Genomic DNA, 20,097 nt, shown 5'->3' on the forward strand with positions numbered 1-20,097 from the left:
TATGGCTACGACACATTCGGATTCGGAGACGTTAGGTGGCGAATCGGTTGAGGACTTCGACGAGTCGGAAGACGCAGTCGAGGCCCGCGTGGGCTGGCGCTACACGCTCGCTCAGGTTCGGAAAGACCCGACAGCCTTCGCCGGATTCGTCGTCATCGCCGTCGCCTCCGTCGTCGCGGTGGTGACGACTATCGACGCCGTCGTCTTCGAGTATCTGGCCCAGTATCAGGTATTCGCCCAGTTCGGCGTCGAGAAGTACTGGCTCGCCAAGACGCTGTGGATGAGCCCGACCGCGGAACCGGCCGGGACGCCGACGCTGTTGCCGCCCGTCGGCATGGAGAACACGTTCGGTCAGGGGACCTGGGCGCATCCACTCGGGACCGACGACCGCGGCCGTGACATCCTGCTTCGCCTGATCTACGGGACTCGCATCGCGATACTGGTCGGCGTGCTGGCGACTACTATCGGCCTTGTCGGCGGCATGGTCATCGGGGCCGTGTCGGGCTACTACGGCGGCTGGACCGACGACGTGTTGATGCGTCTCGCCGAGACCCTGTACGCGATCCCCTTCCTTGTTCTGGTGCTCGCGTTCATCGCCGCCTTCGGCCGGAGCATCACCTTCGCGATGGTCGGCGTCGGCGTCGCGTCGATACCGAAATTCGCGCGCCTCATCCGTTCGCGCGTCGTCAGTGTGCGCGAGGACGAGTACGTCGAGGCGGCGAAGGCCGCCGGTGTCCGCGACCGGAACATCATTCTCCGGCACGTCATCCCGAACAGTTTCGCGCCGGTGCTCGTCCAGGCGACGCTGCAGGTCGGGACGGCCATCATCATCATCGCCGGCCTCTCGTTCCTCGGATTTGGCATCCAGCCGCCGACCCCGTCGTGGGGACAGATGCTGTCGGTCTCACGCAACTACATGATTCAGAACCCGTGGTTCAGCGTCTGGCCCGGAATGTGCATCCTCATCACGGTGGTCGCGTTCAACATGTTCGGTGACGGCCTCAGAGACGCGCTCGACCCCCGACTCAACAACTAACCATGTCTGCCCCACTCCTCCGCGTTGACGACCTCCAAGTTCAGTTTTTCACCGAAGACGGCGTCGTCCAGGCCGTCGATGGCATCAGTTTCGACGTTCGCGAGGGCGAACTGGTCGGCCTGGTCGGCGAATCCGGTGCCGGCAAGAGCGTCGCCGTCTCGGCGATCATGCGGCTGGTCGAATCGCCGGGCCGGATTGTCGGCGGCCGCATCGAGTTCAAAGGCGAGACGCTTATCGAAGTGGAACGCGACGACGACGGCGAGCCGTACCGCACTGATGCGACGATACCGGACGGCGAACTCCGTGAGCGGATCCGCGGTCGGGAGATCGCGATTATCTTCCAGGACCCGATGGAGTCGCTCAATCCGGTGTTCACCGTCGGCGGCCAGCTCCGGGAGTTCATCGAACTCAATCGCGACCTCTCAGAGCCGGAAGCCCGAGAAACGGCGGTACAGATGCTCCGCGAGGTCGGTATTCCCGAAGCCGAGGCCCGGTACGACGACTACCCCCACCAGTTCTCCGGCGGGATGCGCCAGCGCGTGCTCATCGCGATGGCGCTGGCCTGCGAGCCGTCGCTCATCATCGCCGACGAACCGACGACGGCGCTCGACGTGACTGTTGAGGCCCAGATTCTCGACCTCGTCGAGGACCTCCAGGAGCGCTACGGCACCAGTTTCGTCTGGGTAACCCACGACATGGGGGTCGTCGCCGAAATCTGTGACCGGGTGAACGTGATGTACCTCGGCGAAATCGTCGAGCAGGCCCCCGTCGACGACCTGTTCTACGACACGCAACACCCCTACACCGAAGCCCTCCTCGATTCCATCCCGCGGCCCGACGAGACGGTCGAGGAACTCAACCCCATCACGGGGGTGATGCCGGAGGCGATAAATCCGCCAGCGGGCTGTCGGTTCCACACGCGCTGTCCGGACGCTCGCGAGGCCTGCAAGACGACGAACCCTGACTGCCGAGCCGTCACCGACGGTGTCCCGGAACACCGGGCCGCCTGTATCAAACACGACGCGTTCGGGACGACCTACGAGGGGTCGCCGCCGCTTGAAACCGGAGGCGGCGGCGGGTTCGACGTGTCCCTGTCGGGGGGTGAGACCGATGACTGAACGCGCTAGCTCGGTGTCCGACGGCACGGACACTGTCGGCTTCGGCGACCCCCTCGTGGAGGTACAGAACGTCAGCAAGTACTTCGCGAACGACGAGGGGCTGTTCTCCTGGCTCTCCTTCGACCGCGACGCCGACGGTTTCCCCATCGAAACCGGCCGCGAATGGGTCAGAGCCGTCGAAGATGTCTCCTTCACTATCCGCAAGGGAGAGACGCTAGGGCTGGTCGGGGAGTCCGGCTGTGGCAAGAGTACGCTCGCTCGGACGATTCTCCGACTGCTGGAGCCAACCGAGGGGAGCATCTACTTCAAGGGGACCGACCTCGCTGACCTCTCCGGCGAGCGGCTCCGGAACACACGCAAGGACATCCAGATGATCTTCCAGGACCCCCAGTCGTCGCTGGACCCCCGCATGAAAGTCGGGAAAATCGTCGAGGAACCGATGCAGGCCCACGGAATGTTAGACAGCGAGGGCCGGGCCGCCCGAGCCCAGGAACTGCTGGAGAAGGTCGGCCTGGACCCACAGCACTACAACCGCTATCCTCACGCCTTCTCCGGCGGGCAGCGCCAGCGCATCAACCTCGCCCGGGCGCTGTCGGTCAACCCCGACTTCATCGTCTGTGACGAACCGGTCAGCGCGCTGGACGTGTCGATACAGGCACAGGTCCTGAACACGATGCGCGAACTGCAGGCGGAGTTCGGTCTCACCTACCTGTTCATCGCCCACGACCTCTCGGTCATCAGGCACATCTCCGACCGCGTAGCGGTGATGTATCTGGGGCAACTGGTCGAACTGGCCGACAAGCGGGAGCTGTTCGAGAATCCGACCCATCCGTACACGCAGGCCCTCCTGGATTCGATTCCCGTGCCGGACCCGCGGGCCGACGGTCACCGCGCCGTGCTGGAAGGCGACGTTCCCTCGCCCATCGACCCGCCGTCGGGCTGTCGGTTCCGCACCCGCTGTCCGAAGCTCATCGCGCCGGCGGAGTACGACCTGAGCGACGAGGAGTGGGAGCGCGTGCGGTCGTTCATGCGCCACGTCAAGCGCCGCGACTTCACCGAGACGGATCCGGACGCGATCCGGCAGCGGTTCTTCGACGGGGACTTTCCAGCCGGTGGTGCCGGCGACCGACTCTCGGCAGCACTCACTGATATCGCCGCCGAGGACTGGGAGACAGCAACGGAGCGACTTCGTGAGGGATTTGCGGAACAGAGTATCTGCGCACGAGAAGAGCCGGATTACGAGGTCGGCCCGGAGTACGGGACCGACCGCCATACGGTCGCCTGCCACCTCTGTCGGGACGGGCAGGACTGACCCGGGCCGTGTACCGATTCCGGGCAGTCGCTACCAGTCGACCGAGAGCGTCCCGTCGCCGTTGGGGTCGGGGGCGATTTCCTCGTTCGTTCGCCGGTCGATGACGTGGATGATGCCGCGGTCCTTCTTTGCCGGACAGGCTTCCGCGGCCGCGACGTTGTGGTCGAGGTCCTCCTCGCCGATGAAGTAGGCATCGGGCTTGGCGATGCCGGTGTCCAGATCGAGCGTCCAGTTGCGCGACTTCTCGGCGCACTTGCCTGCGCCGAAGCACTTGTTGGCCTCGAAGATGATCTTGTAGGGCTTTTCCTCGACTGGGGGGCCGTCCTGTTCGCCGAACTCACTCGGGTCGACGGTGTCGTCCGCGTCTGCCATTGGTTCCAGTTCGAGACGGACCGCCTTTCGATTGTCGGTCTCCCCGAGATTCGCCCGTTACGTCTCGGCCGCCGACACGATTTCGACGGAGTCCCCGACGGCGAGGTCCGCGCCGCGGTCGGCCTCGGGAACGCGAGCGATGAGCATCAGCGTGTAGAAGTGGTCGAAGGCGTCCCGGTCGGCCCACTCCGGGAACGTCTCCCGGCGGCGTTCGATGAACCGCTCACGGAACTCGGGGGTCTGCTCGCCGGTGTCTGGGTCGCGCTGTGGGACCACACAGCGACCGCAGGGGGTCACCCCTTCGAAGCGAACGCCGCCGACTCGGAAGGCGGGGGCGTCCACGCCGACGAAGCGGTCCTCCCAGAACGCCGGGACCCCACCGATTTCGACGTTCGCGCGGAGTCGCCGTCGCAGTCCGTCGACGGTCACGCCGTCGAACCACGACGACACGGTTTCGAGCGTCGCGGTGCTGATAACCGACGGTCCCATCTCTCGCCGATCCACGTAGCCCAGCGTCTCGTCGCGCTCGACGGTCAGGTCCACGTCGAAAAACGCGCTGAGCCAGTCGGCTGCCAGTGAACGGCCGCGCTCGCCCCGGAGTTCAAACGACGCGCTGTCGTCGTCGGTGGTGACCGATAGCGTCCCTGTTTCGGGATCGTAGTCGGTGTCGATGTCGTGGATGCGGTCGGTCCGCTTTCCGTTGACCACGTCGCCGTCGGCGTCGAACATGGCGAACTCGCGGTCGTGGGCCAGCGTACCGCCGGTGAGGATTGATACCGATTCGCAGTCCGTGCCGTCCAGTGCCTTGACGGGGTAGACGGTGAGTCGCTCGACGTGTGCCACTGTCGGGTGGCACGGACGGAACGACGAAAACGTTGCGTGGTTACCGGTGAATCTCGACGGATTCGAGCAGCATCTCTTCGGTCGGCGCATCGTTGCGGTCGGTGTCGACGTTGCCGATGGACTCGACGACCTCCATCCCGTCGATGACCTTCCCGAAGACGGCGTGTTTGCCGTCGAGGTGGGGCTGGGCGTCGAGGGTGATGAAGAACTGCGAGCCGTTGGTGTTGGGGCCGCTGTTGGCCATGCTGAGGACGCCCGGCCCGTCGTGGCTGAGGTCGTCGTGGAACTCGTCGTCGAAGGAGTAGCCGGGGCCGCCGCGGCCGGTGCCGGTCGGATCGCCCATCTGGATCATGAAGTCCTCGATGATGCGGTGGATGTCGATGTCGGTGTACAGCGGGTCGATGCGCTTCTCGCTGGAGTCGGGGTCTTCCCACGCGCCGGTCCCCGGGCCGACCTCGGTCCCGTCGTAGTCGTCGGCTCCCTCGGCCAGGCCGACGAAGTTCTCGACAGTGGTCGGCACGTGCTCGTCGTACAGTTCGACTTCGATTTCGCCCTCTGTCGTGTGGAGGGTCGCAGTCAGGTCGCTCATACTCGGTCGGAGGGAAGCCCGGCAGAAAAGCCTGCTTACTGACCGAAGGTCCATATACCAGCACCGGATCACGCCCGCCGTGTCCTGACCAGCGACCGCGTGGCGTCTAGCGGGTGTCCGACACGCCGCCACGCGCACGGGAGTGTCGGCTGTTCGCCACTGTGGGCTACGGCAGGTGTGACAGCAGATGGTCTGATACCGCCTCGGGCGCGTCGAACTGGACCCAGTGGCTCGCCGCCGGGAGCCGTTCGACCCGACAGTCCGGCACCCACTCGTCGAGGCCCTCGGTCAGCGAAAGCGACAGTGCGTCGTCCTGCACGCCCCAGATCAGGAGCGTCGGAGCCGCCACCGGGCGGTCCCCGACGCCGCCCTGTGTGAGCGTTAGCTTCGCATTTCGACGGGCAAGCGCCCGGTAGTAGTTGATGGCCGCCGTGAGCGCACCCGGCTGTCCGAGTGCTCGCTTGTACCGCTCGATGTCCGTCTCGGAGAAGGCGTCAGGACGGGTCGATCCCTTCGTCAGCATCCGCTCTAGCAGGGCGAAGTCGTTCCAGCGGAGGCCGGTCTCCGGCAGAATCGGGAGCTGAAAGTACAGCACGTACCACGAGCGCAGGAGCTGGTCGGGCGAGCGGCGGAGGTGTCGCTCGTATGCAGAGGGGTGCGGGGCGTTCAGCACCGCCAGCCGGTCGACAACAGCGGGGCGGTCGATGGCGGTCTGCCAGGCTATCAGCCCGCCCCAGTCGTGACCCACTATGTGCGCCTGCTTGCGGTCGAACGCCGAGACGAGGCCCGAAACGTCGGCGACCAATTCGTCGATGTGGTACGCCGCGACGCCGTCGGGTTTGTCGGAGTGGTTGTACCCCCGGAGGTCCGGCGCGACCACGCGGTAACCGGCATCGGTGAGCGCCGGTATCTGGTGTTTCCAGGCGTACCAGAACTCGGGGAAGCCGTGCAACAGGACGACGAGATCGCCGTCCGGCGGCCCGGCGGTCACGGTGTGGAGTCTGAGTCCGTTGGTGTCGATCAGTTCGTGGGTTCCGGGCGTCGCCGACGCGGGCACCGTCCACCCAGTGCTGTCGCGAGCGCTGGCGTGTCGTCCCATCGGGATACGTTGGCCCGCTCGGCAAAAGTGGGTTCCGCTCCTCGGCTCTGTCGTCGGATTAGAAGGCCTGGAGTTCGGCGAGTGTGTCCGCCGCACTGCCGTCGGCAATCGCGTCGCGGGCCTGGTCGAGCCCGTCCTGGATGCTGTCAGCGTCCTCGCGGGCGTAGATTCGGAGCGCGGCGTTGAGCGCAATCGCGTCGGCGAAGCCGTCCTCGCGGTCGCCGGCCAGCACGGCCTCGGTTATCGCCGCCGACTCTTCGGCGATGTCGTCCACCTGCAGGTCCTCGCTCTCGATGTCCATCCCGTACTCGGCGGTGCGGATCTCGAAGTCCGCGATGTCCTCGTCGTCGGACTCTTCGCCCTCGACGGGCCACTCGGCGACGACCGTCTCGCCGGGGCGAACGTCGTCGTAGCCTTCCATGCCCTGGAAGAAGAGCGCCCGTTCGACGGTGCTGGTCTCGGCGTTGCTGAGCGTGCGGACCATCTTCTTCGCGAACGCCAGATGGTAGAAACTGCCGAGGTGGACGCTGGCGTTGGCCGGGTTCGCGAGCGTTTCCACGGTGTTGACGAAGGTCCGGACCCCCATGTTGTCGCGGCGCTCGAACAGGGCGTCGATGCCGGGATTGAAGTTCGGCTGGTAGTAGAAGCCAAACCCGACCTCGTCGACCATGTCGGCGCTTTCGCCCGGTGCGATTTCGGTTCGAACGCCCAGTTCGTCGAGCACGTGCTTGTAGGCGTCCTGCTTCTGTGTCGGGACGCGGTCGCCGGAGTGGACGACGACCGGTGTTCCGGCGGCGGCAGCGACGACACCCGCGCCGACGCCGAGAATCGCCGACCGGCCTTTGCCGTCGTAGTTGGCCCCGCAATCGACCGGGTCGGCTTCGGGGGTCGCTGTCTCGACCGATTCCTCGGCCATTACGTCGACGTACCCACCCAGTTCCTCGGGGGTGTTGCGTTTCCAGCGGTTGGCGAGCCAGAACGCGCCAAGCGTCGTGTGGTCCGGTTCGCCACCGAGGATGCGCTGGAACGCTTCCCGGGCCTGTGTCCGCGTCATGTCGTCGGCCGATTTATGTCCGGAGCCGACGACTTCCGTCATGAGTCGTTTGAGCGGCCATTCACCGTATTCCCGGGTCGCTTGTGCCATGCGAACCCGTTCGGGCGCGAGTTCAAAAGCCCCTGTGCTTCATTCCCATTTTGCGAGAACACGCCCGGTTCCCGAAAGGGATACACGACTACACTCCTAACCGAAACCAATGAGTCTCCAGTCGGGCGAGTGGCGCGAGCGGATCGACGAGGTAGATGCCGCGCTCATCGACGAGTTCCAGAGCGACTTCCCGATTCAGGAACGCCCGTTCGAGGCTGTCGGTGACGCGCTGGGAGTCTCGGCGGAGACGGCACTCGACCGCGTTACTGCGCTCCGGGATGACGGTATCTTCCGTCGGTTCGGTCCGGTTCTGAACCCGCCTGTTATCGGCTCCTCGACGCTGGCTGCCGTCAGTGCCCCGGAGGAACGGTTCGACGAGGTGGCCGAAGTCATCAACGGATACCGGCAGGTGAACCACAACTACGCCCGCGACCACGAGTGGAACATGTGGTTCGTCGTCACCGCGGGGTCCCGACAGCGGCGCGACGAGATTCTGGCCGACATCGAAGCTCGAACCGGCTGTTCGGTACTCGTCTTGCCGATGCTGACCGACTACTACATCGATCTGGAGTTTCCGGTCGTCAACGGGGACCGGTTCGCACGGGAGAGTTTGGAGACGACTGACGCCAGCGCGACTCTGATAAGCGAAGACGCCGCCGCCGACCTCTCGGAACTGGACCGACGGCTTCTGCTTGAGATCCAGAGCGGCTTCCCGCTCGTCGCGACACCCTACCGAGAGGTTGCGGCGGCCGTCGACGCTGACGTGACTGAAGTCCTTGCAGCCATCAATCGGCTCCGGCGAACCGGCTGTATCAAGCGCATCGGTTGTGTCGTCAACCACATCGTCACCGGGTTCGACAACAACTGCATGGTCGTCTGGGACGTGCCGGACGACGCGCTCGACGAGCGTGGTGAAGCCGTCGGCGAACTCCCGTACGTCACACTCTGTTACAACCGGCCGCGCCGCCCGGACCAGGACTGGCCGTACAACCTCTTTACGATGATTCACGGCCGCGAAGCCGCCGCCGTTGACCGGAAAATCGACGAACTCGCGACCGAGCATCTCCCCTACGATCACGACCGCCTGTACTCGACGGCGACGCTCAAACAGACCGGCGCACGGTACGACGATATCGTTGGCCAGTAGCACTTGTTGAATCGGGTGTCATCGGGCACGGTGGCCGGAACCCTTTTGAAATTCTATCTAAAACGTGCTAGATAATGACAAAGGGTCGGCGAGCGAAAATCCTCGTGGTCGACGACGAGCCAGAGGTGGCCGACGTGTACGCGGAACAGTTGCGCGACCGGTATGCAGTCGAGACGGCATACAGTGGTGAGGAAGCCCTCTCGGCGTTAGATTCCGCTATCGATATCGTCTTGCTGGACCGACGGATGCCGGACCTCTCCGGCGATGAGGTCCTTTCGGCGATCCGCGAGCAACGCTACGAGACCCGTGTCGCGATGGTGACCGCGGTGGATCCCGGCTTCGATATCATCGAGATGCCGTTTGACGAGTACGTCATCAAGCCGGTGTCGAAGGCGGAGCTGTTCGAGACAATCGAGCAGTTGATTCTGTACGCCGACTACGAGGAGCGTCTCCGGGAGTGTTACTCTCTCACGGCGAAATACGCCGCCCTGGAGTCCTCGAAATCGGAGGCCGTCCTCGAAGAGAGCGCGGAGTTCGCCGACCTGAAAGCCGAGATATCGGCGGTGCGGGACGAGCTTGACGAGATCACTGACTCCTTCGACGCCACGGATTTCGAGATGCTGTTCCGGGATTTCGAGACGGGCGAAGAGATGCCGGACAACACGCGGCCGTAACTGGCTCGGTGCGGTTCACGGTGACCCGCCTACCCTTTCGAAAGCACTAACCGATTCTCCGCCTTAGGAGTGGCAATGAGTCAGCAACTCCCGGACGTGCAGGCGTCGAGTCCGGACGTAACGGTCGGTCTCAATCGTGTCGGTGTGACGGGCGTCGAGAAGCTCGTCAAACTGGGGCGTCGTGACCGCGATCCCATCGTACTCATGGCGGAGTTCGAAGTGTTTGTAGATCTGCCGTCCTGGCGAAAAGGGGCGGATATGTCCCGCAATATGGAGGTCATCGACGAGACGCTGGAAACCGCCGTGTCGGAGGAAGCGTACCGAGTCGAGGATGTCTGTGGCGACGCAGCCGAACTCTTGCTTGAGAAACACGACTACACGACGAAGGCGGAGGTCCGGATGGAAGCGGAGTACGTCACCCGCGAGTCCACGCCGGCCTCCGAGATGCCCACGCAGTCGACCGCTGACATCATCGCCTCGGCAACGGCGACCGAAGACGGAACGAGCGAGGAGATCGGCGCTCGTGTCACCGGGATGACGGTCTGTCCGTGTTCCCAGGGTATGTCTGCCTCCCGTGCCCGTGAGACGCTGCAACAGCTCGACGTGGACGGCGATGTCATCGAGGAGTTTCTCGAAACCAACCCACAGGCGGGCCACTCACAGCGGGGCCACGCGACGCTCACCGTCGAGAGCGACGGCGCGCCCGAGGTCGACCTGAACGAACTCATCAAGGTCGCCCGCGACTCCATGAGTGCGCGCATCTACAACCTCGCGAAGCGGCCCGACGAGGACCATATGACCTACGAGGCCCACAAGGACGCCAAGTTCGTCGAGGACTGTGTCCGCGCACTCGCCGAGGGCGTCGTGGAGACGTTCCCGGACCTGTCGGACGACGCTATCGTGACGATGAAACAGTCCAACGACGAGTCCATCCATCAGCACAACGCCCACGCCGAGCGTGTCGCGCAGCTGGCCGATCTGCGGAAGGAAGTTAGCGAATAGCGAGAATAGCGAGGGCTGAGCGACGCGAAGCCCTCGGAATGTCGAGCGGGGAGCGTAGCGACCCGCGAGACTGCGGTCTTTTTTGAGCGACGTGAAGCCCTCGGAATGTTGAGCAGGGAGCGCGAGACGCGACGCGTCTCGGCTGCGAACAGCGAAGCCGTGAGCGTAGCGACTCGCGAGATTGCGGTCGTTTTTGAGCGATGCGATCCACGAAACTGCGGTCGCTGCCTGTCGGACGGTTACAGACCTCTCTTTGGCTGGGCGACCCAGTTACGGCGGCCCGACCGGCGTCGCCTCGGCCCAGTGCTCCTCGAACGCTTTGTTGATATCGGCAGTGAAATCGGAGTCCTTCATATCGATGACGCCGAACGTCTCCTCGCGGCCCAGGGGGTGTGGGACCTCGATACAGACCTCGATGCCGTCCAGTAGCTCAAACGCCGACCTGATGTTCGAGCTGGCGCGGGCGCTGTAGTTGTCGTAGTGGAAGAGCCGGTCGTAGTACTCGCGGTTGGCTTCGTCGGGCAAGCTCTCGAACAGATCCGGCCGGACGAGTAGGGACACCTCGACGCCCCGTTCCAGCGCCGCTTCGAGTTCGTCAACGATCCGCTCAGTGCTAGAGAGTATATCCACTTGGCGGGCCGGTGCGGACCCAACCATGATGATCTCGTCGTCGGCGGCGGCCAGCCGTTCGAGCAGCAGGTCCAGGGAGTCCTCGGGGCCGACGGCGGCCGTCCAGAACGGTTCTTCGACGGGGTCCGCGGACTCCAGTTGTGACGAGAGGTCGTCGACGATCTCCTCGTACTGGCCAACCTTCTCCTGGAGTTCGCGTTTCTTGTCTTCGAGCAGGCGGTCCAGCGCCGTATCAGGCTCGACAGCAACGTACTTTTTCGGTCGGCTGGCGGTCTGGCTGCGGACCAGATTGTACGTTTCGAGGCTGTTGAGCACATCGTAGATGCGGCCCATCGGCACGTCGCTGGCCCGTGACAATTCCTTGGCTGTTGTCGGTCCCGTTTCCAGCAGCGACCGGTACGCCTTGGCCTCGTACTCGGACAGCCCGAGGTCTCGGAGACTGGACATACCCATACATCAAGACACGCGCGCAAAAACTTGTCGGGCGTTTACCGTTTGTCACCGTTTCTGGCGGTTGAAACGAACTGTCAGTTCTCGCCGGTCAGCGCGGCTTCGAGTTCGGCCGGTGTCGTCCCTTCGGCGACGATGGCGTCGCCGTCCAGCAGTCGTGCCGCGCCGTCACCGTCCGGATCCGGGACGACGGTGGTTTCGTGATCGGCCAGCCGTAGCGCCGCGCGGTGGAGGTCCGACCCCGCCTCGGTCCCGACAGTCAGCGTCCCGGGCTGCTGGAGGCGGGCCGCGACGGTCGCGTAGCCGGCCACTTCGACGCCCATCCGTTCGGCCGCGCCGGCGAAGGACTCGACGGCCGCAAGCGCCGCGTTGCGGTACCGGTCCTCGCCGGTGAGTGCCGCCAGGTCGACCAGCGCGTCGGCCAGTTCCACCGTCGCATCGAGTGGGTGGAGCGAGCGGCTACAGAGCCCGGCCCCGCTCGCGGGGCCGTCCCTGAACGCGCCGCTGTCCTGCTGTCGGTTCTCGATAGTCCAGTCGGCGACGGCTCTCGCCGGCCCCGGTTCACCGAGGACCTGCCAGCTCGTCGTCAGCCCCTGGAGGAGCTGGGCCTGGTCCAGCAGCAGACCTGTCTCGCTGTCCGCGCCGTCGTAGTGGGCCACCTCGCCGTCCGCCACCAGCGATTCACAGACGGTGTCTCTGGCGCGACTGGCGTACTGCTGTGCCCGCTCGTCGTCGGTGTAGGCAGCGACCCACAGCAGGGCGTCGATGGCGAGCCCGTTGCGGTCGGCAAACACCGTCTCGTCGACGTTGGGCGGCACCGTCCCCTCGCGCTCGCTGGGCTCCAGCCGGTAGTACTCGTCGGACCCGGCCTGGCTCGCGGCGAAGGCGTCGCCGGCCCACAGCGTTGTCGTGAGGTAGTCGACGGTCCGCTGGGCGGCGTCCCGGTACGCTTCGGTCCCCGTGTAGCGGTAGCCGTGGGCGAACGCCCGGACCAGGGCGGCGTTCTCGTCGAGCAGTTTCTCACGGCGGGGGTTCCCCCAGTTACGCTCCGTCGAGTACCGGAAGAAGCCGCCGTCGTAGGTGTCGAGCAGGTGCGTCCGGACCGCTTCCAGCGTCCGGGTGGCCTGGTCCCGCGCTCGGACGAGGGCGAACTCCACGGTCCGCGGGAGCGGGAACTTCACGTCGGTGCCCCAGCCGCCGAACTCGTCGTCGAACGCACCCAGCAGTTGCTCGACCATGTGCTCCTCGATGCGGGGGCGGAGTTCGCCGGCTGGCGGCGACTCGTCCTGTAGCTGCCGGGGAATCGAGCCCGCCGCCGAACCCTGGGCGTCCCACGACTCTCGCACGGAATCGAGGATACCACGGAACCCGTCCGGGCCGAGGAACGTCGCGCCGGTGATGACCTCGCCCGCCGGCGTCAGGAACACCGTTGAGGGGAACCCTCCCATCGTGTATCGCTCGCGGACCCGAGGGTTGCGGTCGGCGTCGACGCGGACCGGAATGAACCCGTCGTTGATGTTGGCCGCGATGCGGGGCTCGCCGAACGTCCGGCGGTCCATCGCCCGGCACTCGGCGCTCCACGGGACCGTCAGCGCCAGCAGCACCGGCTTGCCGGCATCGGCGGCGTCCTCGAAGGGAGCCGTCCCCCACTCGCGCCACTCGACCTTCGTGTCGCGTGCGTATTCGTCCATACCTGGCCTGGGCGGCGGGCGTACAAAGGCCCTCTCACTCCCGGCGAAAGACCGATTGGTCGGGCGATCCAAACCACGGTAATGGATGCCCATCAGGCCGCTGTCGACACGCCGGAGCCGGTCACACCGGGCGACCGGCCACCCCGTCTCGGTCGCGTCCCGTTCGTGGACAACACCGTTGCGATGTTGCGTGACCCGCTGGGGTTCTACGACCGCGCCGGCGCACATGAGGCGGACGTGGTGGGGTACAACGTCGCCGGGACGACGGGTTGTTTCGTCTGCCATCCCGATCTCGTCGAGCAGGTGCTGGTGACCGAGGCCGACGCCTACGAGAAGGGGCGACTCCTCCAGGATACGCTCGGGCAGTTCATCGGCGAGGGGCTGTTCCTGCTTGAGGGCGAGGAGTGGCAGCGCCAGCGGACGGCCCTGCAGCCGGCCTTTTACCGGGAGCGCATCGCCACCTACGGCGAGACGATGACCGATTTCGCTGCCCGGACGGCCACGGGATGGACCGACAGCCAGCGTATCGACGTGCTGCCGCACATGCAGTCGCTGACGCTGAACATTTTGGGGAAGACGCTGCTTGACGTGGACATCGAAACCACTGCGGACGCGCTGGAGCCGCTGCTGGACGCACTGCGGAAGCGACTCGACCCCCGAACGCTGTCGGCGTACGTCCCGCTGTGGGTCCCGACGGGGACGAACCGTGCCGTCAACCACTCGCTTGCGGACTTCCAGTCGACGCTCGACGACGTTATCGCCGCCCGCCAGCGCGAGGACGCGAGCGCCCGCGAGGCGCGCGACGACGTGCTTTCCCTGCTGCTCTCGCTCGACGACGAGACGATGGACCGCGAGCGACTGGGGCACCAACTGCTGACCTTCCTCGTCGCCGGCCACGACACGACGGCGCTGACGCTGACCTACGCCTGGTTCCTGCTGGCGAACAATCCCAAGTGCCAGCAGCGCCTCCACGAGGAACTCGACGCGACGCTGGGGAGCAGCCGGCCGACGCCCGAGGACCTGTTCGAACTGCCGTATCTCGATGCTGTACTGAACGAGGTCCTGCGGCTGTATCCGCCCGCCTTCACCGTGTTTCGCCAGCCGACAGAGCCGGTGACACTCGGCGGGTACGACCTCTCGACGGACGCCCAGCTTACCCTTCCGCAGTGGCTCGTCCACCGGGACGAGCGCTGGTACGACGCACCCGACGCGTTCCGTCCCGAGCGGTGGGACGACGACCTCGATGCGTCCCTCCCGGAATACGCCTACTACCCCTTCGGTGGTGGCCCGCGCCACTGCATCGGGATGCGCTTCGCTCGCATGGAGGCCAAACTCGCGCTGGCGACCATCGCCCAGCAGTACGCCGTCGAGGCCGTCACCGAACCCCCACTCTCGCTGGCGATGCAGATCACACTGAGTCCCGCAGAGCCAGTCGAAGTCCGACTGCGAGAGCGGTGAGCGACCGATCCGCCAGCCTGTACGCTGCGGTCCCGCTCTCGAAAGGCGTTTGGGGGCGGGCCTGCAAGCGGTGGTATGCTCCGGGTCATCGGGCTGTTGCTGCTCATCCCGCTGTTCGACATCGTGTTGCTGGTGACGGTTGCGATACCGTTCCTCGGCCCATACGTGACAGTCGCCCTCGTCGTCCTGACGGCGCTGGTCGGCATGCTGCTGGTCCGCGCCGAAGGCCGTGCGACGCTGCAAAAGATCCAACAGCGGCTTGCAGTCGGCGAACTCCCCACCGACGAACTCATCGACGGCGGGCTCCTCATCGCCGCCGGCGCGTTCTTCCTCACCCCCGGCCTGGTGACTGACTTCGTCGGCCTCCTGCTGGCGGTGCCCTTTACCCGGTACCCCGTCCGCGCCGCCACGCGCCGCTGGGTCGTCCGACCCTACATCGACGCCAAGACCGGCGGCTTCGCCAGCGGCCAGGTGTACATCGGTGGGTTCCCCGACGAAGAGGGCGGCCCGGCCGGCTCCGGCCCGACCGGCCCGGAAGGTGGCTCCGGTTCTGGTTCCAGTACCAGCTCCGGCAGCTCCTTCGACCCCGACGAAGCCACCGACGTTGACTTCGAGGACAGCGACGGAAAGTGAAGCCCTGACGCGGTTTCACATCCCCAACCGCCAGCGAAACGTTACCCTTTTCAATACCCCTCGGGTACAACTGAATGCGTTGGGCCAATAGCTCAATCAGGTTGAGCGCTCGGCTGATAACCGGGAGGTTCGCGGTTCAAATCCGCGTTGGCCCATACCGAGTTCTTCCCGTTCTTGGCTTTACCAGAACCGGAGCTACAGCGCCGTAGTTCGTCGGTTTCAATGGAATCGAAAAATCCCATCGAAGGAATTATTTGTCAACTCGCAAGCGAACCTTGCGGACCCTGCCGCCGTCTGGCGTTTACTACGGCTCAGGCTGTTCTCACGAGTGAGGCGTACCTGCACGAGTCCGACCGCGAACAAACACACCCGGAACACTTTCGTTCTAGTTCCCTGTCAGTAGCTGTATGCGACGCCGCCAGTTCCTCGCGAGTGGAACAGCCCTCCTTTCGGTCGCCCTCGCCGGCTGTGGTCATCCCGCCGTCGTCCTCGATATGGACGAGGCGACAGCGACCGACATCACTAATCAGCTTTCCACGTCACCGGAGACGAACTCGACAGCATGCAGCGTCGCCTCCGCGGCCATCGAAAACGGGTCCGCGACGCACCGCGGCCGATCCGAACTGTTCGATCCCGGTGAGACGGTCCGAATCGGGGACACCTTCTACGAGGTCTCGGAGTCGCGACTCGACAGTAGCGAGGTGACGGTGTACGAGGTGCGAATCGATTTCGACCCCGCTGACACGACCGCAGAAATCGGTGAGATCGCCTACGAGGACCTCCCGGCGACGGACCGCGACCGTCTCGACTCGATAATCGGGGACAAGAACTTCTCCGGCGGAGAGGGATACGATGTGGGCACCGATTACGGGACTGCCGAGGAAGTGGGCAACGGGTCGGTGTTCGTTCCGGAGCAGCAGTACGACATCATCAGCCACGATGGGGACCGCTATCGGATCACCGTCAGTTCCCGGACCGCGACCGAGACAGAATACCGATACGAGGTGACAGAGGTCGCGTCCGGCGTCGAGCCGTTTACCGACCGGATTCGAGATCAGTACCTGTTCACGCTCACGGGGCTTTCCGACGCCGAACGGGAAGTCGTCGAGGAAGCGATTGACGGCGGCTACTTCGAGGACGATGAGGCCTTTCAGTCGATCACTGATCGCATCCGGGACCACGAGGGAATCGAGGTCACTGACAGCTATGGGACGTGGCTCCTGGCGTACGAGCGGACCGAGTATCTCACCTACGTCGAGTGGTAGCGTCTATGCGGTGTATTCGTCGAACAGGTCGCTGACACGGCGCTCGATCTCGTCTCGGATCTCACGGACCCGCTCGATGGACTGCCCGTGTGGGTCGTCTAACGCCCAATCACGCACCGCTACGTCGGCGTCGAGGTCGAGCGTCGAACAGCCCATCGTCGCAACGACGGTGCAACTGTTGAGGTCCTCGTTCGAGACCGCCTGCGGTACCCGGTCGGACAGGTCGATGTCGCGTTCCCGCATGGCTTCGACGACCTCCGGATGCACTTCGTCCGCGGGGTCCGTGCCGCCAGTCAGGATCTCGACCTCGTCTTCGAGTCCACGGCGAGTCCGTTCACGCTCGGCAAACGCTGCGGACATCTGACTCCGGCCCGCGTTCTGGACACAGACGAAGCCGAACTTCAGTGGTGTATCAGTCATACCGCTGTGGTCCCAAGCGAGTGAAATAACGTTTCCTAAGACTACTATTGTGGACTATATATCGAACAGAGACACCTTTCCGACGTGGCCACTTGCACTGGCGTAACGCGGTAGTGCGTACGACAGCCCCGTCTTATGACACTGATAGGGGAGTCGATAGTACGTTATGTGACATCAACCACCTATATTCCCTCCACATTGAGGCGGTAGTTCCTTCGCCTATCCCAGTCCGTGCCTGAGTACATGCCGGAGTACCGCTTCACGTGCCCGCACTGTGATGCGTGTGCAACGGTTGACGGTGGTGTCCGGGAGCGTCTCCTGGTGGTCGGGTGCCCAGTCTGTGCCGGGTCAGTTGATACCCCGGCGTTTGTCGAAATCTCACCACACAGTACCGACACGCCCTGAGTCATCCCGTCACTGCCTTGGCTGCTGCGAGAGCCACGCTACCGGAAACTCAGTTTTCAGCGCGTTCACAACTTATTTAACCCTATATTTTGACTGATTATCACATGATAGAGGAGGCACTCCGCTATCAGACACAGGGCGAGGACTGGGTCAAACGCGTCGCCCTCGGTGGGGTCGTACTGTTTCTTGGCTTCTTGATCGTTCCGCTGTTCACGTTCTAGGGGTACATGCTCGAAGTCATGCGTCGCGCCCTCAACGGCGAGACTGACACGCCGCCGGCCTGGGACGAACTGGACCTGGTCGACATAACCGTCGACGGGGTCCGACATACCGTAGTGGTTCTGGGGTATGGGCTGTTGCTCACCCTCGTGCTCGCGATTCCTGGCGCGATGATTATCGGCGGCGGGCTCGGCGGCTCAGAGGGGCTGTTGGTCGCTGGGGTCCTCGTCATCGCGTTGCTCTATTTCGCTGGCGTCATCGCAATGACAGTGATTCTGCCCGTTGCGACGGGGAGCTTTCTCCGGGCGGACAGTATCGCCGCGGGCTTTGACCGCGACGTTCTCACGTCGGTTGGGACGAACCGAACGATGCTGATGGCCGTGGTGATGGCGTTTGCCGTCAACATCATCGTGTCCATCGGATCGACCCTTCTTGGGATCACCCTCATCGGGTATTTCGCGGTTCCGTTTCTGGCGTTCATCGGCCAGTCGGCGATCATGTACGTTTGGGGCTGTGGCTTCGCCGACGCATACGAGGAAGAGTACGGCGAACCGCCGCTTGCCACCGCAACCAGCGGGACACACACTGGTCGAGCCACGACAGGGACCGTCTCGGGCGTGGACGACCAGATGGGTGACAACGATGTCAATAATTCCGGTTGGAGTGACGACACCGATGATGACGGATTCGGTACCTCAGCCTGGGACGACGCCGGTGACAGTGACAGCGGCGGACGCTGACGGACCACCAGTCGATTTGCACCAAAATACGCCTCCCTCAGAAATCGCTCAGTTGCGACTGAAGCCCGGCGACGAGTTCGGACTTGCGGCGTAACTGGCCGAGGCTGACGGGGAGCTGGTCGGCGATGGCCGTCAACGTCTCCCGGAAGGACTGGGCGGTTCCGGGCTCGCCGTCGAAGGCATTCCGGACCCCCTCACGTACCTGCCAGACGCCGACCGGGGCCCAGTAGTCGTCAGTGATTTCCCGCAACACCAGACATTTGGCCTGCTTGTCGCGCTCTTGTAGGTGTTCGAGGACGCCGAGCCGCGCCGCGTAGTACGCCCCCGCGGTCTCCTCGACGTAGGCGGTCCGCCCCTCGTAGCCCTCGTGGGCACTCGACATGTAGTAGCCCGTCTCGGGGCGGGGGTTCCAGACACTCTGGGGGGCTTTCATCTCGACGAGTTCGAACTCCCAGCGGCCAGGGGCAAGGACGACCCAGTAGCGGTTCCCCATGTACTCGTTGTACCACAGCTCCGGCTTGTCGATGGTCTCGGCGTTGCGGAGCGTCCCGCGGACGTACTGGCTGACAGTGTCGTCGACGGCCGTGATCGACCACCGCGTCGGCACCAGCGACCGCTCGCTGGCCTGTCCCAGCGCGCCCGCCGAGAGGATCGTGTTGATATCGTACACGTCGAACCCCCGGCGGTACAGGTACGCCATCGCGCCCTCCGCGCGCCAGTCGTCGTCCGACAGCGTCTTTTCGACGGGGCGGGGGACGTGGGGGTTCTCCGCGAGGTCGGCCCCCGTCGCGTGTGCCCGTGGCCCCGTGGGCGTTCCAACGTCGTCGAAGCTCACGTCCATCTCGGGAGTGCCGTCGAGGCCGACCTCCACGTCGACGGGATGGTCCGCGATAGCGACCTCCCGCTGGACGCCGACGAAGCCGTTCCACACGTCGTGGACACCACCGGTGCCGCGTCCACTGCCGGTGCTGACGGAATCAACCGACGTGGTCTGCGTGGAGTTCACCATCCCTGTCCGACGCTGGAGTACGTCCTCGATGCCCAGTCCTTCCTGATACCAGTCACCGCTTGTGGCGAACCCGGCAGCGGCGGCGTCGGTGTCAACCGGGGAGAGCAGCCCCGTCGAGACGTTGGGATATCCCGAGCGACCGACGAATATCTCGGGGGCCGTCGAACCGAACAGCGAATCGCCCTGTACCGCTGCCTCGAACTGCTGCTCGACGTTTTCGAGGTGATCCGTGATCGCGTAGGACTTCTCGGCCGCGAGGCGTCGCCGCTGGGCGGCTTCGTCTTCCTCGAACCCCTCGATGAACTCGTCGAGTTGCATCTGTCACGCCTTCGTCCCTCCCCGATAAGAACCTTTCCAGCGGCCCGTGAGAGAGTAACTCTTACAGGGTTGGATTGAGTAACAACAGGTGATATAAATCATGGTGGATACAACGAAATGGTTCCTGCTCGGAGCCACGCTGATCAGCATGTTCGTCATCGTCGTCTCGGCGATCATCCCGGTCGCCTACCAGCAGGCCCTCGTCAACCTTCTCGTCGGGGAGCTCGCGGCTATCGCGCTCGCCCATTCCGCGTATCGCGTTTCGTCTGGCAAGCAGGCAAGTCCCGCCGCAGCGGCGTTAGCGGTCGTTTCGGGCATCATCCTGTTTCTCTCCCCGATCTTCATCGAGCCCGTCGACCCCATCCTCTCGATAATGTTCGCCGCCGGGGCCATCGTCACTGTCGGTGGCCTCGTCGGTATCCTCGGTCGGCTACTGGGCGGTGAAGAGGGCAGACAGACGGGTGCGGAGCGAATCAGCGGTCGCGCCGGGAACTGAGGGGCGACCACAACGTCTATATCGACG

Annotated in this window: 21 protein-coding genes and 1 tRNA gene; 13 read left to right on the forward strand and 9 right to left on the reverse strand. The window is 64.5% G+C overall.

Going from position 1 to position 20,097, the window contains the following annotated elements:
• Window position 1 precedes the first annotated feature (1 nt).
• Genes NDI54_RS11465 through NDI54_RS11475 form a run of 3 tightly spaced genes read left to right on the forward strand, consistent with a single transcriptional unit; the run spans window position 2 to window position 3,466 of the window.
• Window positions 2–1,036, forward strand: coding sequence for an ABC transporter permease (locus tag NDI54_RS11465; RefSeq protein ID WP_310896578.1), 1,035 nt, complete (start codon window positions 2–4; stop codon window positions 1,034–1,036).
• Between the two features lie 2 nt (window positions 1,037–1,038).
• Window positions 1,039–2,154: an ABC transporter ATP-binding protein gene (locus tag NDI54_RS11470; protein ID WP_310896579.1), complete on the forward strand. Its 1,116-nt coding sequence runs from the start codon at window positions 1,039–1,041 to the stop codon at window positions 2,152–2,154.
• Window positions 2,147–3,466 (forward strand): ABC transporter ATP-binding protein, encoded by a 1,320-nt coding sequence (locus NDI54_RS11475; RefSeq protein ID WP_310896580.1) that lies wholly within the window; start codon window positions 2,147–2,149, stop codon window positions 3,464–3,466. Before NDI54_RS11470 ends, NDI54_RS11475 begins: the two co-directional genes overlap by 8 nt.
• A gap of 30 nt (window positions 3,467–3,496) precedes the next feature.
• On the opposite strand, the gene NDI54_RS11480 is transcribed toward NDI54_RS11475, so the two are convergent.
• The 5 genes from NDI54_RS11480 to NDI54_RS11500 form a co-directional block, all read right to left on the reverse strand.
• Window positions 3,497–3,838 carry a ferredoxin gene (locus NDI54_RS11480; RefSeq protein WP_310896581.1) on the reverse strand — a complete coding sequence of 114 codons (342 nt, stop codon included), beginning with the start codon at window positions 3,836–3,838 and terminating at the stop codon, window positions 3,497–3,499.
• A gap of 57 nt (window positions 3,839–3,895) precedes the next feature.
• On the reverse strand, window positions 3,896–4,681 hold the full coding sequence (locus tag NDI54_RS11485; protein ID WP_310896582.1) for an MOSC domain-containing protein: 786 nt from the start codon (window positions 4,679–4,681) through the stop codon (window positions 3,896–3,898).
• Between the two features lie 40 nt (window positions 4,682–4,721).
• On the reverse strand, window positions 4,722–5,270 hold the full coding sequence (locus tag NDI54_RS11490; protein ID WP_310896583.1) for a peptidylprolyl isomerase: 549 nt from the start codon (window positions 5,268–5,270) through the stop codon (window positions 4,722–4,724).
• Window positions 5,271–5,436: 166 nt separating this feature from the next.
• Window positions 5,437–6,369 (reverse strand): alpha/beta fold hydrolase, encoded by a 933-nt coding sequence (locus tag NDI54_RS11495; protein ID WP_310896584.1) that lies wholly within the window; start codon window positions 6,367–6,369, stop codon window positions 5,437–5,439.
• A 58-nt stretch (window positions 6,370–6,427) separates the two neighbouring features.
• On the reverse strand, window positions 6,428–7,513 hold the full coding sequence (locus NDI54_RS11500; RefSeq protein WP_310896585.1) for an anthranilate phosphoribosyltransferase: 1,086 nt from the start codon (window positions 7,511–7,513) through the stop codon (window positions 6,428–6,430).
• Between the two features lie 109 nt (window positions 7,514–7,622).
• Between NDI54_RS11500 and ahbB the strand changes: the two genes are divergently transcribed.
• The 3 genes from ahbB to mptA all read left to right on the forward strand — a co-directional run bounded on the left by ahbB (window position 7,623) and on the right by mptA (window position 10,336).
• Window positions 7,623–8,660, forward strand: coding sequence for a siroheme decarboxylase subunit beta (gene ahbB / locus NDI54_RS11505; RefSeq protein WP_310896586.1), 1,038 nt, complete (start codon window positions 7,623–7,625; stop codon window positions 8,658–8,660).
• Between the two features lie 74 nt (window positions 8,661–8,734).
• A complete protein-coding gene (locus tag NDI54_RS11510; protein ID WP_310896587.1) occupies window positions 8,735–9,334 on the forward strand; it encodes a response regulator in 600 nt (199 codons plus the stop codon).
• Window positions 9,335–9,409: 75 nt separating this feature from the next.
• On the forward strand, window positions 9,410–10,336 hold the full coding sequence (mptA, locus tag NDI54_RS11515; protein ID WP_310896588.1) for a GTP cyclohydrolase MptA: 927 nt from the start codon (window positions 9,410–9,412) through the stop codon (window positions 10,334–10,336).
• A 270-nt stretch (window positions 10,337–10,606) separates the two neighbouring features.
• Here the strand turns inward: mptA and NDI54_RS11520 are convergent, their stop codons facing one another.
• Window positions 10,607–11,413 carry a TrmB family transcriptional regulator gene (locus NDI54_RS11520; RefSeq protein ID WP_310896589.1) on the reverse strand — a complete coding sequence of 269 codons (807 nt, stop codon included), beginning with the start codon at window positions 11,411–11,413 and terminating at the stop codon, window positions 10,607–10,609.
• Between the two features lie 80 nt (window positions 11,414–11,493).
• Window positions 11,494–13,107 (reverse strand): DUF255 domain-containing protein, encoded by a 1,614-nt coding sequence (locus NDI54_RS11525; protein WP_310896590.1) that lies wholly within the window; start codon window positions 13,105–13,107, stop codon window positions 11,494–11,496.
• Window positions 13,108–13,188: 81 nt separating this feature from the next.
• On the opposite strand from NDI54_RS11525, the gene NDI54_RS11530 reads away from it, so the two are divergent.
• The 4 genes from NDI54_RS11530 (at window position 13,189) to NDI54_RS11545 (ending at window position 16,463) form a co-directional block, all read left to right on the forward strand.
• A complete protein-coding gene (locus NDI54_RS11530) occupies window positions 13,189–14,565 on the forward strand; it encodes a cytochrome P450 (protein WP_310896591.1) in 1,377 nt (458 codons plus the stop codon).
• Window positions 14,566–14,640: 75 nt separating this feature from the next.
• Window positions 14,641–15,198, forward strand: a complete 558-nt coding sequence (locus NDI54_RS11535) for an FxsA family protein (protein ID WP_310896592.1) — start codon at window positions 14,641–14,643, stop codon at window positions 15,196–15,198.
• Between the two features lie 81 nt (window positions 15,199–15,279).
• Window positions 15,280–15,353, forward strand: a tRNA-Ile gene (locus NDI54_RS11540).
• Window positions 15,354–15,605: 252 nt separating this feature from the next.
• Entirely contained in the window at window positions 15,606–16,463 is an 858-nt protein-coding gene (locus NDI54_RS11545) for a hypothetical protein (protein WP_310896593.1), read from the forward strand.
• A 3-nt stretch (window positions 16,464–16,466) separates the two neighbouring features.
• Here NDI54_RS11545 and NDI54_RS11550 read toward each other — a convergent pair whose 3' ends face one another.
• Complete coding sequence (locus tag NDI54_RS11550; RefSeq protein WP_310896594.1) at window positions 16,467–16,883, reverse strand: arsenate-mycothiol transferase ArsC; 417 nt, start codon at window positions 16,881–16,883, stop codon at window positions 16,467–16,469.
• A 243-nt stretch (window positions 16,884–17,126) separates the two neighbouring features.
• Here NDI54_RS11550 and NDI54_RS21535 point away from each other — a divergent pair, with 243 nt between their 5' ends.
• Both NDI54_RS21535 and NDI54_RS11555 read left to right on the forward strand, forming a co-directional pair.
• A complete protein-coding gene (locus NDI54_RS21535) occupies window positions 17,127–17,288 on the forward strand; it encodes a DUF7560 family zinc ribbon protein (RefSeq protein ID WP_455032224.1) in 162 nt (53 codons plus the stop codon).
• A 227-nt stretch (window positions 17,289–17,515) separates the two neighbouring features.
• Window positions 17,516–18,247 (forward strand): DUF4013 domain-containing protein, encoded by a 732-nt coding sequence (locus NDI54_RS11555; protein ID WP_310896595.1) that lies wholly within the window; start codon window positions 17,516–17,518, stop codon window positions 18,245–18,247.
• A 37-nt stretch (window positions 18,248–18,284) separates the two neighbouring features.
• Here NDI54_RS11555 and nreA read toward each other — a convergent pair whose 3' ends face one another.
• Window positions 18,285–19,574, reverse strand: coding sequence for a DNA repair protein NreA (gene nreA, locus NDI54_RS11560; RefSeq protein ID WP_310896596.1), 1,290 nt, complete (start codon window positions 19,572–19,574; stop codon window positions 18,285–18,287).
• 100 nt (window positions 19,575–19,674) lie between these two features.
• Here nreA and NDI54_RS11565 point away from each other — a divergent pair, with 100 nt between their 5' ends.
• Window positions 19,675–20,070: a hypothetical protein gene (locus NDI54_RS11565; protein WP_310896597.1), complete on the forward strand. Its 396-nt coding sequence runs from the start codon at window positions 19,675–19,677 to the stop codon at window positions 20,068–20,070.
• Window positions 20,071–20,097: the final 27 nt, after the last annotated feature.

The sequence above is a fragment of the Haloarcula terrestris genome (assembly GCF_031624315.1).
In the GTDB taxonomy this organism is placed as follows: Archaea; Halobacteriota; Halobacteria; order Halobacteriales; family Haloarculaceae; genus Haloarcula; species Haloarcula terrestris.